11 protein-coding genes are annotated in these 15,307 nt (G+C 64.7%); 6 read left to right on the top strand and 5 right to left on the bottom strand.

Going from position 1 to position 15,307, the window contains the following annotated elements; genetic code table 11:
* Positions 1-590 precede the first annotated feature (590 nt).
* A complete protein-coding gene (locus ACYQ26_RS19015; RefSeq protein WP_459810454.1) occupies positions 591-1,826 on the bottom strand; it encodes a mandelate racemase/muconate lactonizing enzyme family protein in 1,236 nt (411 codons plus the stop codon).
* 177 nt (positions 1,827-2,003) lie between these two features.
* Entirely contained in the window at positions 2,004-3,452 is a 1,449-nt protein-coding gene (xacF, locus tag ACYQ26_RS19010; protein ID WP_459810453.1) for a 2,5-dioxovalerate dehydrogenase, read from the bottom strand.
* A gap of 178 nt (positions 3,453-3,630) precedes the next feature.
* Between xacF (ACYQ26_RS19010) and ACYQ26_RS19005 the strand changes: the two genes are divergently transcribed.
* Together ACYQ26_RS19005 and ACYQ26_RS19000 are read left to right on the top strand one after the other, a co-directional pair.
* Positions 3,631-4,521, top strand: coding sequence for a fumarylacetoacetate hydrolase family protein (locus ACYQ26_RS19005; protein WP_459810452.1), 891 nt, complete (start codon positions 3,631-3,633; stop codon positions 4,519-4,521).
* Between the two features lie 729 nt (positions 4,522-5,250).
* On the top strand, positions 5,251-6,219 hold the full coding sequence (locus ACYQ26_RS19000) for a sugar phosphate isomerase/epimerase family protein (protein WP_459810451.1): 969 nt from the start codon (positions 5,251-5,253) through the stop codon (positions 6,217-6,219).
* 715 nt (positions 6,220-6,934) lie between these two features.
* Here ACYQ26_RS19000 and xacF (ACYQ26_RS18995) read toward each other — a convergent pair.
* Positions 6,935-8,383 carry a 2,5-dioxovalerate dehydrogenase gene (xacF, locus tag ACYQ26_RS18995; RefSeq protein ID WP_459810450.1) on the bottom strand — a complete coding sequence of 483 codons (1,449 nt, stop codon included), beginning with the start codon at positions 8,381-8,383 and terminating at the stop codon, positions 6,935-6,937.
* A gap of 402 nt (positions 8,384-8,785) precedes the next feature.
* Here xacF (ACYQ26_RS18995) and ACYQ26_RS18990 point away from each other — a divergent pair, with 402 nt between their 5' ends.
* From ACYQ26_RS18990 to ACYQ26_RS18975, 4 genes are all read left to right on the top strand, one after another.
* Positions 8,786-9,547 carry an IclR family transcriptional regulator gene (locus tag ACYQ26_RS18990; protein WP_459810449.1) on the top strand — a complete coding sequence of 254 codons (762 nt, stop codon included), beginning with the start codon at positions 8,786-8,788 and terminating at the stop codon, positions 9,545-9,547.
* A gap of 228 nt (positions 9,548-9,775) precedes the next feature.
* The gene (locus ACYQ26_RS18985) at positions 9,776-10,948 is read left to right on the top strand and encodes a substrate-binding domain-containing protein (protein WP_459810448.1); all 1,173 of its coding nucleotides are present in this window, start codon (positions 9,776-9,778) and stop codon (positions 10,946-10,948) included.
* Between the two features lie 37 nt (positions 10,949-10,985).
* Positions 10,986-11,810 carry an ATP-binding cassette domain-containing protein gene (locus ACYQ26_RS18980; protein WP_459810447.1) on the top strand — a complete coding sequence of 275 codons (825 nt, stop codon included), beginning with the start codon at positions 10,986-10,988 and terminating at the stop codon, positions 11,808-11,810.
* On the top strand, positions 11,807-12,829 hold the full coding sequence (locus tag ACYQ26_RS18975; RefSeq protein ID WP_459810446.1) for an ABC transporter permease: 1,023 nt from the start codon (positions 11,807-11,809) through the stop codon (positions 12,827-12,829). Before ACYQ26_RS18980 ends, ACYQ26_RS18975 begins: the two co-directional genes overlap by 4 nt.
* Positions 12,830-12,947: 118 nt before the next feature.
* Here the strand turns inward: ACYQ26_RS18975 and ACYQ26_RS18970 are convergent, their stop codons facing one another.
* Both ACYQ26_RS18970 and ACYQ26_RS18965 read right to left on the bottom strand, forming a co-directional pair.
* On the bottom strand, positions 12,948-13,823 hold the full coding sequence (locus ACYQ26_RS18970) for an SMP-30/gluconolactonase/LRE family protein (protein WP_459810445.1): 876 nt from the start codon (positions 13,821-13,823) through the stop codon (positions 12,948-12,950).
* Between the two features lie 493 nt (positions 13,824-14,316).
* On the bottom strand, positions 14,317-15,306 hold the full coding sequence (locus ACYQ26_RS18965; RefSeq protein WP_459810444.1) for an NAD-dependent epimerase/dehydratase family protein: 990 nt from the start codon (positions 15,304-15,306) through the stop codon (positions 14,317-14,319).
* Between the last annotated feature and the right edge of the window lies 1 nt (position 15,307).

Raw genomic sequence — 15,307 nt, 5'->3', positions numbered from 1 at the left:
CCAGTAGAGAAGGCTTGGGTAGTAATACGAAATCCGATTCGACCTATCTAATTGCCCATTATTACGATAGTACGATTGTAAATATCGTTCGCTCGAGCACCGTTATTCGGCCGTATCGAGTTTCCCGACCTCGTTTTTCTCGAGGGGCGTTTCGATTCTCGACGGTAGAACTAGCGGTATACGTCATCCATCCGGAGATTTATACTGGCCATCGTTTCGATGGCCGACCGTTCCATGGGCTGACCGCAGCTAACACTTGGACCAGCATTACAGAACTCTTTTCTCTAATAGTAGAAACCGTTGTGCAGCGGTCGGTGCTACTGGACTACTCGAGAACGCCGCTGACGGAACTCGGAACTGCTGACGCGTAGCTGCCGACGCGGACGCGGCCGTCTCGGCGGTTGCGAACCGATCAAAACGCAGGTGGGGGGTCCCACCGGCGAAAAGAGCGATGAGCGACGACGATCCGGTTCTCGAGCCGGATCGAATACGAGTTCGTTCGTGTGGGTTGGGAGCGCGTTCGACGTCGGCTTACGCCTCGTCGAACGCCGCGAATCGAAGATTCGCGAGCCCGACGAGGCTCCACTACGTTACGCCTCGTCGAACAACGTCTCGCCCTCGACCATGTGCTCCTCGACGGCGTCGAAGTCGAGCGTCAGGCCGAGCCCGGGCTTTTCGGGCACTTCCATGCGACCGTTCTCGATGAGGTCGTCCTCCTCGACGAGGTCTTCCCACCAGCCCAGCTGGTAGCTGTGGTATTCGACGGCCAGCGAGTTGGGAATCGCAACGGCGGCCTGGGCGGAGGCCATGGTGCCGATCGGCGAGGAGACGTTGTGCATCGCGACCGGGATGTAATAGAGGTCGGCGAGGTTCGCGATCTTGACCGTCTCGCGGATACCGCCGACGCGGGGCAGGTCCGGTGCGATGATGTCGACGGCCTGCTCCTCGAGCAGGCGGCGCTGGCCGTGGGTCCGGTAGACGTTCTCGCCGGTCGCGATCGGCGTGGTCGTGTGCTGGGTGACCTCCCGCTGGACGTCGTGGTTCTCCGGCGGGACGGGGTCCTCGAGCCACCAGACATCGTACTCCTCGAGGGCCTCGGCGAGGCGGTGGGCGCTGCCGGAACTGAACGCCCAGTGGCAGTCGAAGGCGACGTCGGCGCGGTCGCCGACGCGCTCGGTGACTTCCTTGACGATCTGGACCTTGTGGTCGATTTCGGGGTCGCGCAGGTGGCGGTTCGCGCGATCCTTCTCGTGGCCCGAGGGGACGTCGAGGTCGAACTTAATGGCGTCGTAGCCGAGTTCCTCGACGACGCGTTCGCCCTCGTCGGCGCAGGCGGTGGGGTTGGCCTCGTCTTCGGTGTGGAGGTCGCAGTAGATGCGGGCCGAGTCGCGGTACTTGCCGCCGACGAGCTGGTAGGCGGGCACGTCGAGGATCTTCCCGGCGATGTCGTGCAGCGCGATCTCGATGCCCGAGATGGCGGAGATCGTCTTGCCCGAGATCGATCCCTCGCCGGACATCTTCTGGATCATGTGCTCGTACAGGCGATCGATGTCCAGCGGGTTTTCGCCGATGATGAAAGGCGCCATCCGCTGGATGATCGCGTCGTCGCCGCCGCCCCAGTAACACTCGCCGTTGCCGACGATGCCGGCGTCGGTGTAGACGCGCACGAGGATCCACGGGTAGTTCCCGTCGACCATCGTCGTCTGGACGTCCGTGATCTCGACGTCGCGCGGTCCGCGGTCGGCCTCGAGACCCATCGTCTCCGACGACAGGTCCCGCATCGTGTACTCTGCGTTCGGATCTCGCAATGTCCGATAGTTCGGCATACGATCAATGCATACGCGTCGGGGTATATCACGTTTGGCATGTCGCGCCGTCGCACGTGATTGTACATCGACAGCTATGGCCACCGCTCAAGACGTGCCCGCAGTTCTCCCTTAGAGAACGGAGCTACATCAAAAAGAGATGAGCGACGACTCGAAACCGACTACCCGGCTCCGGGGTTAGAAGCCGTCGTAGACGGTCTTTTCGATGGTGTAGAAGTCGATGCCCGCGTCGCCCTGCTCGCGCCAGGTCTCGCTCGAGGAGCGCTTGAAGCCGCCGAAGGGGACGTGCAGCTCGAGGCCGGTGGTCTTGTCGTTGACCTTCGCGACGCCGGCTTCGATTTCGCGGACGAACCGCTCGGCTTCAGTGTGGTCGTCCGTGACGATGCTGGCCGAGAGGCCGTACTGCACGTCGTTGGCCGTCTCGAGGCCGTCCTCGAAGTCCTCGACTTCGATCACTGCGAGGACCGGCCCGAAGACCTCCTCCTGAGCGATGCGGTAATCGTTGTCGACGTCGGTGAAGACCGTCGGCTCGACGTAGTAGCCGTCGCCGAAGCGCTCGCCTTCGGGCTGACCGCCGCCCGTCTCGAGGGTGGCGCCTTCGTTCTCGGCGATCTCGATGTAGTCGAGCGTTCCCTCGAGTTCGCTCTCGGTGACCTGCGGGCCCATGTCGTACTCGTCGCCGGGACCGATCTCGATCGACTCGGCCTGTTCGACGACGGCGTCGACGAACTCGTCGTAGACGTCCGTGTGGACGATCGCGCGGGAACAGGCGGTACAGGCCTGCCCGGTCACGCCGAACGCGCCGTTGGCGACGATTTCGGCGGCTTCCTCGACGTCGGCGCTGTCGGAAACGACGGTCGGGTTCTTGCCGCCGAGTTCGGTCTGGACGCGCTTGCCGTCGTCGGTCGCCTTCTCGTAGACCATCTCGCCGACCTCGCTCGAGCCGGTGAAGGAGACGGCGTCGACCTCGTCATGGGTGATGATCGCGTCGCCGACGCTGCTGCCGGGGCCGGTGACGATGTTGGCGACACCGTCGGGGATGCCGGCCTCGTCCAGCGCCTTGAAGATCTCGAGGGCGACGCCGGGCGCGACCGACGCCGGGTTGAGGACGATCGTGTTACCGGTCGCGAGCGCGGGCGCGATCTTCCAGGCCGGAATGGCGATGGGGTAGTTCCACGGCGTGATCAGCGCGGCGACGCCGACGGGCTCGTCGACCGTGTAGAGGTTCGTGCGCGGGCCGCTGGCGCTTTTGACGTCGCCGCCGAGGTCGCGGGTCTTCTCGGCGTAGTAGTAGAAGATGTCGATCGCGCGCTGGACCTCACCGCCGGCTTCGGCGTGGGTCTTGCCTTCTTCGCGGGTGAGCAGTTCCGTCAGTTCCTCCTTCCGGTCGGCCAGAATCGACGCCGTCTCGCGCAGGATCGCCCCGCGCTCGGGAGCGGGCGTGGTCGCCCACTCGTCCTCGGCGGCCGCGGCGGCCTCTACAGCCGCGTTGGCGTCCTCGGCGCTCGATTGCTGGTACTCGGCGACGACCTCCGCGGGAGCGGCCGGGTCCTCCGTTTCGAACGTCTCGCCCGTTTCGGAGTCCGTCCAACTTCCGTCGACGTAGTTCTGGTAGCGTTCGGTCACATGCGTCCCTTCGCGGTCATCCTATACGATTCTTATGATCCCTGCGGGAATTTCGTGTGGTACCGACTGCCGCGCGCTCTCGAGGCGCTCGCCCGTCGGCTCGAGTTCGCCGCGTCGAGGCGCGCAGTTCGGGGCGAACACCAGAGCTAATACGGACGAGCGAAATGGTAGGACCGACATGCGTTATTACCAGCTTCGCGAGGAGGGTACTCCTCGCCTCGCAGTGCAAACCACGGACGGACTGTACGATCTCACCGCGGCGAAGCCGCGACTGCGGACGCTCGAGGATCTCTTTACCGCCGCTTCGATCGCCGACAGTTCGATCGACCGGATTTCCGAGCGACTGCTCGACGGCGCCGACGTCCTCCCGTCCGAACTGCTAGACGCCGAGCGCGACGACGGCGACGGCGCGGTGGCGACGCCGATCTCGTCCGGCGAGGTGTGGGCCGCGGGGGTCACCTACCGCATCAGCGAGGAGGCGCGGAAGGAGGAGAGCTCGATGGAGGACATGTACATCGACGTCTACGAGAGCGATCGACCGGAGGTGTTCTTCAAGGCGACGCCGAATCGGACGGTCGGGCCCGACGACCGAGTCGGCATTCGGGCGGACTCGGAGTGGGACGTGCCCGAGCCCGAACTGGGCGTCGTGCTGTCGGACGAGGAGATTGTCGGCTACACGATCGGCAACGACATGAGCAGCCGCTCGATCGAAGGCCGGAATCCGCTCTACCTCCCGCAGGCGAAGGTCTACGACCGCTGCTGCGCGATCGGCCCCTGCGTTCGGTCGGCCGACTCGCTGGCGGACCCCCACGATCTGGAGATGTGGATGACGATCAGCCGGGACGGGGAGGTGCTCTACGACGACTCGACGAACACGAGCAAGATGGTGCGCTCGGTCGAGGAGCTCGTCGACTGCTACACCAACCACAACGCCGTCCCCGACGTCTCGGTGCTGCTGACCGGCACCTCGTTAGTTCCCGACGACGACTTCACGCTTCGAGAAGGCGATCTGGTCGAGATCGGCATCGAGGACATCGGCACGCTCTCGAACACCGTCGTCGAAGTGTAGGTCTCGCCTCTCGCTGTGGCGCCTTTCGCTTCTACGCGTCAGTGAGCACGGTCCGATCGCTGATCGGCGTACCGACTGCCGAGTCTGCCGACTCTCGAGTAATCCCATCGATCGCGACGGAACGCTGCGACCGGAAACGGGTCGTCGGGATAGTCTACCCAGAAAGACACCGGCGACGTGGTCTGGCTAGGGGGAAGACTCTCGTGGTTGACGACCGAGACGACCCGATCGATTCGAAGCGTCGAAGGGTATTCAACGAGGTGATATCAGCAAGTATTGTCGCCGATCGAACGATGTCACCGACGCCAGTGCTGTGCCCCAGCTCGCGAGGGGGTTGTGGTGCAGATTCGTCGACGATCGAGTCTGTCCCCTCGAGTCGTGTGCGAGCCCTCGATCATCGACGATGCGGGCTCCGCGGAACCGCCTACCGTACCCGACCGTCCGTTCTCTATTTATGAAACGTGCTGGCTCTGCTAGGAACGCAGTTCCGCCCTTTCCGTGACCGATTCTCCGTTTCGGGTCGCGATAGTGGCCGACTGCCTCGAGCGGGCGCCGAACTGCCCTCGCCCCCGTCGCGACTCGGTCCGAAACGCGCTATCGACGAGGATGGCTGTTCTCTATTAGATAACTATGTTCCCTGTTGCCGCTAGTGCGTTGGCTATCGCGGTCCGTCGGCCTTTCCGACGCCGCGACACTTATGTGAAATGCCCGCACACCATTGAAACGGATATGAAAGTCGGCGTACTCACAGTCCCCCTCGATGATCAGCCCCTCGACGAAGCGCTCGAGTACCTCGACGGCATCGGCGTCGAGGCCGTCGAACTCGGTTGTGGCGGCTTCACCGGCGACGGCCACCTCAGCACGGACACGCACCTCGACGACGAGGACGCCCAAGCGGAGGTGCGCGAGACGGTCGAGGTCTACGACATGGAGATCAGCGCGCTGGCGACGCACAACAACCCGCTCCACCCGGACGACGAGCGCGCCGAACGGGACGACCAGCAGCTCCGCGACGCGATCGAGCTGGCCGGCCAGCTCGACGTCGACGCGGTCACCTGCTTCTCGGGGCTGCCCGGCGGGAGCCCGAACGACGAGACGCCCAACTGGATCACTGCGCCGTGGCCGAGCGAGCACCTCGAGGCGCTGGAGTACCAGTGGGACCTCGCGACCGACTACTGGAGTGAGATCAACGACGTCGCCGAGGAGCACGACGTCGACGTCGCGATCGAGATGCACCCGAACATGCTCATCTACGAGCCGCAGGGCATGCTGAAGCTCCGCGAGGAGACCGGCGAGCGCATCGGCGCGAACTTCGACCCCTCGCACCTCTACTGGCAGGGGATCGACGTCACCGAGGCGATCCGCCTGCTGGGCGAGGAAGACGCTATCCACCACTTCCACGCGAAGGACACGAAGGTCTACGACGCCAACGCCCGCGAGAAGGGCGTCCTCGACACGACGCCGTACACCGACGAGCCCGACCGCTCGTGGCTGTTCCGCTCGATCGGTTACGGTCACGGCGAGAACCACTGGAAGGACGTCGTCTCGACGCTCCGGATGGTCGGCTACGACGGCGCGCTCTCGATCGAACACGAGGACTCGCTGACCAGCAGCCGCGAGGGCCTGGAGAAGGCCGTCGACGTCCTCTCGCGAGCCGTCTTCGAGACCTCGCCGGGCGAGGCCTACTGGGCCGAGTAACGACGCACCGCCGGCGGACTCCTATCGAGCGGCCCGACGGACGGCGATAGTCGTCGGCCGCTTCACTACCGCGAACCCGATCCCGAAGCCGACCCCGACTCCGCGCCCGAACTATACTCGTCACGACGACGTACCCGGTCGCGAACGTCCGCCTATCTGCGAATCTGGTGCCGAGTGCCGACGCATAGTAAACGTCTGTTCTGCTCCTCAAAACGGTATTACCGATAATAGAATCCTGTGTGCTAAACGCGAACAGGCACCAGCGCGAGTGGCCGGCCGCGGCTGCGTGTCCTTCCCGCTCGAGTCTCACCCGAAAAATCGAACGAGTGCGGCGGAAATCCGATCCCGTCTTTGGTACCGACCGCCGGAGCGTCCGACGGGAGACCTCGTCGACTATTACACACGTATGGTTGTAATCGAAGGCTGATCGACGAACTCCGCGTCCCGTCGTCTACCGGTCGATATCGCGGGCGACGAGCGGTACCGTCGATTGGTGACTGGAAAGGGAACACCAAATTACGGACACCAAATGGAGTTTACTGTCAGGAAACGGTGTTCCGTATAACGGGACGAGTCTAGTGTCACGGTCGGCGCCGATGAACGAGCGATCCGTTCCTGCGGCCGTTCGTTCGCGTCCACTCCCTCCGATAACCGGTTTCGAATCGTCGAGCGTCCGTTTGCCGTTCGAAAACCCGTTCTGCGAAAGGAGGCCGCGTCAGAAGCCGTCGTAGACGGTCTTTTCGATGGTGTAGAAGTCGATGCCCGCGTCGCCCTGCTCGCGCCAGGTCTCGCTCGAGGAGTTCTTGACGCCGCCGAAGGGAACGTGCAGCTCGAGGCCGGTGGTCTTGTCGTTGACCTTCGCGACGCCGGCTTCGATTTCGCGGACGAAGCGCTCGGCCTCGGTGTGGTCGTCGGTGACGATGCTGGCCGAGAGGCCGTACTGCACATCGTTTGCCGCCGCGAGCGCCTCCTCGAAGTCCGCGACCTCAATTACGGCGAGGACCGGCCCGAACACTTCTTCCTGGGCGATGCGGAAGTCGTTCTCGACGTCGGTGAAGACGGTCGGCTCGACGTAGTAGCCGTCGCCGAAGCGCTCGCCTTCGGGCTGACCGCCGCCGGTCTCGAGGGTGGCGCCCTCGTTCTCGGCGATCTCGATGTAGTCGAGCGTTCCCTCGAGTTCGCTTTCGCTCACCTGCGGACCCATGTCGTACTCGTCGCCGGGGCCGATCTCGATAGATTCTGCCTGCTCGACGACGGCGTCGACGAACTCGTCGTAGACGTCCGTGTGGACGATCGCGCGGGAACAGGCGGTACACGACTGGCCGGTGGTTCCGAAGGCGCCGGCGGCGACGATTTCGGCGGCCTCCTCGACGTCGGCGCTGTCGGAGATGACGGTCGGGTTCTTGCCGCCCAGTTCGGTCTGGACGCGCTTGCCGTCGTCGGTCGCCTTCTCGTAGACCATCTCGCCGACTTGCCCGGAACCGGTGAAGGAGACGGCGTCGACCTCGTCGTGCGTGACGACCGCGTTTCCGGCGGTGGCGCCGAATCCGGTGACGACGTTGGCGACGCCGTCGGGGATGCCGGCCTCGTCCAGCGCCTCGAAGATCTCGAGCGCGACGCCGGGAGCGTCCTCCGCGGGTTTGAGCACGATGGCGTTGCCGGTCGCGAGCGCGGGCGCGATCTTCCAGGCCGGGATGGCGATCGGGTAGTTCCACGGGGTGACGAGGCCGGCGACGCCGACCGGTTCGGCGACCGTGTAGAGGTTCGTGCGCGGGCCGCTGGCGCTCTTTACCGTCCCGCCGAGGTCGCGGGTCTTCTCGGCGTAGTAGTAGAAGATGTCGATCGCGCGCTGGACCTCGCCGCCGGCTTCGGCGTGCGTTTTGCCCTCCTCGAGCGTGAGCAATTCCGTCAGTTCCTCATTCCGGTCGGCCAGAATCGAACCGGCCTCGCGCAGGATCGCCCCGCGCTCGGGAGCGGGCGTAGTGGCCCACTCTCCTTGTGCGGCCGCGGCCGCCTCGACGGCTGCGTTCGCATCCTCGGCGCTCGACTGCTCGTACTCGGCGACGACCTCGGTCGGAGCGGCCGGATTCGTCGTTTCGAACGTCTCGCCCGTTTCCGACCTCGTCCACCGCCCGTCGACGTAATTGTGGTACCGCTCGGCCATGGCTCGACTAGGGGAGGGACGGTATACGGTTCTTGTGATTTCCCTGACGACTGCCCCTGGCCGGCACCTCGCTGGTCTCCGACGACGTCACGCCTCGAGACCGAGATCCGGTCAAATCGCCGTCGAGGGTCTCGATACCCTCCCGAACACCGTCGTCGAAGTGTAACCGTAGCCGTCGCAGCCGATCGGCGCACCGTCGCTCGACCGTCCGGACGGGGTCGATTTTGCGGGCCGAGTATCGATACCGCCGGCTGCGAACTGCAACGACGAGCGTCACTCTCCGCGTCTTCGTCCGCCACCGCTTCGATGCGTTCCGTGACGGACGGGATCGTACGAGTCATGACAAACGGGTTTTCGCTAGGCAGAACAATCTATATGTATGTCGAAACCAACCATAGGCGTATGTCCGAACCGAAACACCCCGTTCGAACCGTCGACAGGACGTTCGAGATCCTCGAGATCATTCAGGAACTCGACGGCGCGGGGATCTCCGAAATCGCCGAGCGGGTCGACATCGGCAAGAGCGCGGTGCACAACCACCTGACGACGCTCGCGAACCGCGAGTACGTCGACAAGGACGGCGACGAGTACCACATCGGGCTGTCGTTTCTCGGCCTCGGCGCGTACGCGCGCAACCGCACGCCGATCTACGATACCGCCCAGAAGGAGGTCGACAAGCTGGCCGACCAGACGGGCGAACTCGTGAACCTGCTCGTCGAGAAAAACGGGACGGGGATCTACCTCTACCAGGCGAAAGGGGAGAACGCGGTCGAGCTCGACACCCACGAGGGCAAGCGCGTGCCGCTGCACTGTACCGGCCTCGGCAAGGCGATCCTCGCGTTCCGCCCGCGGGAGGAGGTCGACGAGATCCTCGACGCGCACGGCCTGCCGCAGGTCACCGAGCAGACGATCACCGACCGCGAGGCGTTCTACGAGGAACTCGAGGCGGTGCGCGAGCAGCGCTACGCCGTCGACCGGGAGGAACGCCTGAACGGCCTGCGCTGCATCGCGGCGCCGATCACCGACGACACGGATCGAAGCATCGCGGCCGTGAGCGTCTCTTGTCCCGTCCACCGCGTCGGCGACGAACGCTTCTACGAGGACCTTCCGGAGGCGGTGCTCGGAACGGCGAACGTGATCGAACTCGAGCACAACTACTCCTGACGGGTCCGCCGGAGTTCCGACACCGGACGCGTTTGGGTGGGCTCGGCGTACGGTCGGACGACGGACGCAGTTGCAGCGTTTACAAACAGCATTGGTAACGCCGACCCGCTGATGCAGTTCTGGCGCACGAGTCTTTCGTAATAGCTGACGGCTATCGATCGGAATCCGACGACCCTTCTAAAAGACGATGAAAATCATTATAATTGGAGAGTACAATTGGGTTACTGTATGGCAGATAATGACGGTCGCATTAGCGTGACGGTCGGCAAGGGAATTTCGCGTCGACAGGTGATGCAACAGCTCGGTGCAATCACGGCGGTCGGCGGGCTGGCCGGCTGCCTGCAACGGGACGGGGGCAACGGGGACAGCGGCAACGGCGGCAACGGCGGCAACTCCGGCTCCGACGGCTCTGCGCCCTCGTACCAGCGCGTCGACCTGACGCCGCCGCCGACGGAGTTAGACTTCTCGCGCGATCCGCCCGAGCGGGACGTGACGATGGTGTGTCACAACGCGGCGATCTCGTTCTGGGATCCGACGATCGGCGGGCTGCACGACGCCGCCAGTCAACTCGGCTGGAACGCGACCTTCACCGGGCCGTCCGGCGGCTTCAGCGTCGAGGAGCAGGTCAACATCCTCGAGAACGTCGTGGCGTCCCAGCCGGACGTGATCGTGACGACCGTAAGCGACACGGAGGCGTACAACAGCGTCATCAAGGACGCGCTGGACAACGACATCGCGGTCCTGACGTTCAACACGAACAGCCTCCGGGAGGAAGGCCGCCAGTTCATGCGCGAGGAGTTCGGGCAGGCCCTCTCGTTCGTCGGCCAGGACCAGTACTCGTCGGGCTACGCCAACGGAATGGCGCTGCTCGACAAGCTCCCGGACGACGCGAGCAAGGTGACGATCGGACTGGCCGACCCCGCCCACAGCGGCCAGGCCGCTCGCGCGAGGGGCGCGGAAGATGCCATCCGGCAGAACTCGGACATCGAGATCACCGATCGGGTCAACTACACCGACGACTCCAACGAGGGCGTCTCCCGCATCGCGAACCACCTCGCTGCCAATCCCGAACTGGACGGGATGGCCGGCAGCGACGTCTACTCGTGGTTCATCGGTCAGGCCGCCGAAGACGAGGGCATGGCCGAGGACATGGTGATCGGCGGCTTCGACCTGCCCCAGAACACGCTCGACTACATCCAGCAGGGCGTGATGGACTACACCACCGGCCAGGACCCCTACAGCCAGGGTTACCTCCCCGTTCACCAGGCCTTCGCCTACCTCGAGCGCGGCATGCCGCCCAAGGAGATCATGACCGGCGCGGAAATCGTCGATCAGGAGACGATCGACTTCGTGCTCGAACGGCGCAACTGGGGCGAACTGCTGGAGTACCACGGCGTGTAAGCGGCGACGTACGTACCACACTACCTACCACGAACCCATGTCGGACAACGATTCGATACTTCAGACGGTCGAACTCACGAAGCACTTCGGGAACGTCGTTGCGGTCGAGGGCGTCGACTTCTCGCTGCGCGAGGGCGAGATCATGGCGCTGGTCGGCGACAACGGCGCCGGCAAGTCCACCCTGATCAAGATGCTCTGTGGCGTGCACGAGCCGACGAGCGGCGAGATTCGCGTCGACGGCGAGCAAGTCGAGTTCGAGGACTACAGCGACGCCCGCGAGATGGGAATCGAGACGGTCTACCAGGATCTGGCGCTGGCCGAGCGCCAGACGGTCGCGGCGAACGTGTTCCTCGGACAGGAGCCCGTTCGGTCGGACCCCCTCGGGCGATTCCTCGGCGTGGTCGACAAACAGGCGATGCGCGATCGCGCTCGAGAGAGCTTGGACCGCGTGCAGATTCCGGTCGATCCCGACGCGAGAGTGAGCGATCTCTCGGGCGGCCAGCAGCAGGCGGTCGCGGTCGCCCGCGCGTTACAGTCCGATCCTGACATCCTCATCCTCGACGAACCGACCAGCGCCCTCTCGATTGAGGGGGCGCGAAACGTCCTGCGCGTGATCGACGACCTCCGGAACGAGGGGCTGTCGATCGTCCTCATCAGTCACAACATCCGGCAGGTGCTTACCCTCGCCGACCGGGTTTCGGTCCTCGCGCAGGGGCGGCTGATGGGCGTTCGCGACACCGATTCGGCGACCCGCGACGAGATCATCGCGCTGATGATGGGCGCCGAGGACGAGGACGAGATCGACGAGTTCGAACTCACGTCCGTCGATGACGCCGCCGACGACGAGGGGGCCACAGCATGAGCGGCGCGACCCAATCTGCGACGGACGGGGACGCCGTCAGTCGCGAGACCGACTCGCGGCTCCGGCGGCTCCTCCAGCGCCGACAGATCGGCGTTCTCCTCGGGTTCCTCCTCCTGTTCGGGCTCATCGGCGTGACGCGACCCGACCTGTTCTTCAGGTGGGATAACTTCAGCAGCATCCTCTCGCGGCTGTTGCGCCAGGCCGCCCCGTACGTGATCATCGGAATCGGCATGACCTACCTGATGATCGGCGGCGAGTTCGATCTCTCGGTCGGCTCGATGTACGGCGTGGCCGGACTCACGTTCGCGATGTTGCTCACCGACTACCGGCTGACAGTGCCGGCGGCGCTGGTGGCTGTCCTCCTCATCGGCGCGGCCGTCGGCCTGACCAACGGCGTCATCGTCACCAAGGTCGGCATCCCGTCGCTCATCACGACGATCGGCATGATGAGCATCCTCAGGGGCGTCGCCTACATGCTCACTTCCGGCGGCTCGCAGCAAACGCCGGAGGGGCTGGCCCTGCTCGAGCTGTTCGGCGGCTCGATCACGGTCGTCGGCGTCGAGATCACGTACATGGTGTTCTGGATGTTCGGACTGCTGATCGCGTTCGGCCTGCTCCTCCAGAAGACCCGCTTCGGCCACCACGTCTACGCGACCGGCGACGACCAGTCAGCTGCCGACCGGAGCGGCATCAATACCGACCGCATCAAGATCGCGAACTTCGTCATCACCGGGATCGTCGCGGCCTTCGCCGGCATCATCGCGATTTCCTACTACGGCTCGATGTTCGGCTCTGCGGGTCGTGGCTTCGAACTGCTGATCATCGCCGCGGTCGTCATCGGCGGGACGAACCTCTTCGGCGGCGAAGGGAGCATCTCCGGGATGTTCCTCGGCTCGCTCGTGATCGCCGTGATCCCCGTCCTGCTGGTGTTGAACAACATGTCCGTCGACATCCAGGAGACGCTGACCGGCGCGGTGATCATCGGCGCCGTGATGGTCGACATCCTGCTCCGAGACTGAACTCGAACTCCACTCTCTGATTTCGCTTTCGTACTGTGGTGTCCGATTCGGACGCGCTGTAAATGCCCTCGAGAACGAGCGGCGAGAGTCGAGAATCGCCGGTGACACCTGCTACCGATCACTCGAGACCGATCCGCGAGCGGAACTCCGGCACGCCGCCGGGGGCGACGTCGGGGACGCGGAAGAACGCGCCCGCGCCGTCACCCTCCTCGGCCCGCGTGCCGTCCTCGAGCGCCGTCGTCAGGTAGAGATCTGCGTAATCGGGGCCGCCAAAGGTGACCGAGGAGACCTTTCGTGCGGGCAGTTCGATCTCGTCGACCGGCTCGCCGTCGGGGTCGTAGCGAACGACGCGCCCGCCGTTCCAGCGGGCCGACCAGACGTAGCCGTCGTCGTCGACGGTCATGCCGTCCGGCACGCCGTCGTCGCTCGGCACCTCGACGAACGGCCGGCGGTTCGAAATCGCGCCCGTCTCGCGGTCGTAGTCGAACGCGTAGATCACGTGTTCCTCCGACTCGGTGAAGTAGAACGTCTCGAGGTCGTCGGTAAAGCCCATCCCGTTGGCGATGTCGACGTCCCCGACGACGCGGGTCGCCGTACCGTCGGTCTCGAGCCGGTAGAGGTCCCCGAGGTCGTCCTCGCCGGGCATCGTGCCGCAGAAGACCCGGCCCTCGGGATCGGCGATGACGTCGTTGAACCGCGTCTCGGCGCTCTCGATTTCGGCGACCGGCTCCGCCTCGTCGGATCCGGGTTCCCAGCGACTCACGGTGCCGTGGGTGAACAGCAGGAGCGCCCCGTCTTCCTCGATCGTGTAGCCGCCGAGGGGCTCGTCGCCTTCGGTCTCGTAGACCGGGTCGTAGTCGTCGGTCGCGGGATCGTACGCGTAGAGCGTCCCGGCCGGAATATCGACCCAATAGAGCAGCTCCTCCTCGGGGTGCCACAGCGGGCCTTCGCCGGTGTGGGCGGTCGTGTCTGCGACGCGTTCGTACCGTGTCATGCTCTCGGTGTTTCGGACGTTTCTACTTGAATCTAGCTTCGATGGGGGTTCGACCGTTCGGTTCCGCGTCGGTCTGTACTGGCGCCGGCGACTCGAGCGCCCGGTCCCGGACTGCGACCGTGTTTCCGGACCATGGATGGGACTGTCGGACAGAAATCGAACATCTATGGTAGCCGTCTATATACGAAAATATACGTAATGGACGTTAACCAGGGATGCTACGAGATCGTTTCTTCCGGTAATCCGTAGAATAGAGTCGATGTGCGGCGCTTTCTGACTCTACTGGACCGATCCGCCGCCGTATCGCTTCCACGGCGATTGACGCCGGGTCGACGACGTTCTCCGCTCAATATCGGTATACAGTCCGCTGAGCGCCGCTTCCGGTGTGCCGGCCCGCATCTCGTGAGAAACTCATTCGGAATCTGGTAAACGATCACTTCTCTCGGTTCAGAGATAGTTCAAGTGGTCCGACGTGTCGTGATCGGACGACGGATTACAGCGTGTCCAAAATTCCCAGAACGCGCTCCTCCGCCTCCCGATCCGGGCCGTGCTCGCGCCCGTCGCGGTCGCTCTCGAGGTGATCGGCCACCGATCGGTCCATGGCCTCCTCGAGCGGCGTCGACTCCCAGCCGAGGGCGGCGAGTTTGGCGGTCGAGAGGACGTGGGGGTAGTCGCGGTAGAGGACGTAATCGTCGAGCGAGAGGTCGGCGGCCTCGAGTTCGCGCGGGCCGGCGTGGACGACGTCGACGGTCGTCTCCAGGCAGTCAGCGATCAGTTCGACCATCTCCTCGAGCGTGACGAGCCGTCGATCGCCGACGTTGTAGGCCTCGCCGGGTTCGCCGCGCTCGGCGACGATTCGCAACGCCGTAGCGACGTCCTCGACGTAGACGCGGTGCCAGACGTTCGTTCCGTCGCCGGGCACGATGACGCGGTCGTACTCGTTGACCCGGTCGATCCAGAAGTCCAGCCGTTCGGTGTAGTCGTGGGGGCCGTAGACGATCGGCGGGCGGACGGCCATCGCGTCGACCCCCTCGTCGGCCGCGGCGAACACCGCGCGGTCGCCCTCCGCCTTCCGATTGCCGTACGTCTCCTGCGAGTCGTCGGTCGCCTGCTCGGCCGTGCAGGGCTCGAGCGGCGTCTCGTCCTCCCGCTTGGGGATGTCCTCGCGGCCGTATGCCGCGCCGCTCGAGACGTAGACGTAGGCCTCGCAGTCGTCGAAGATCGTCGTCGCCGCGCGGACGTCGCGTGGCTGGTAGGCCACGCAGTCGAAGACGGCGTCGGGATCGACCGTCATCGCGGCGGCCTCGAGCGCGGACTCGTTCGTCCGGTCGCCTTCGACGCGATCGACGCGGTCGTCGTCGGCGAACGGGTTGTCGTGGGTGCCGCGGTTGAAGATCGTCACGTCGTACTCGTGGGCGAGCAACTCCTCGACGAGGTGGCGGCCGATAAAGCGCGTGCCGCCGATGACGAGTGCGCTGTCCATG

The sequence above is a fragment of the Halopiger thermotolerans genome (assembly GCF_054654555.1).
This window is presented reverse-complemented; position numbering and strand designations above follow the sequence as displayed.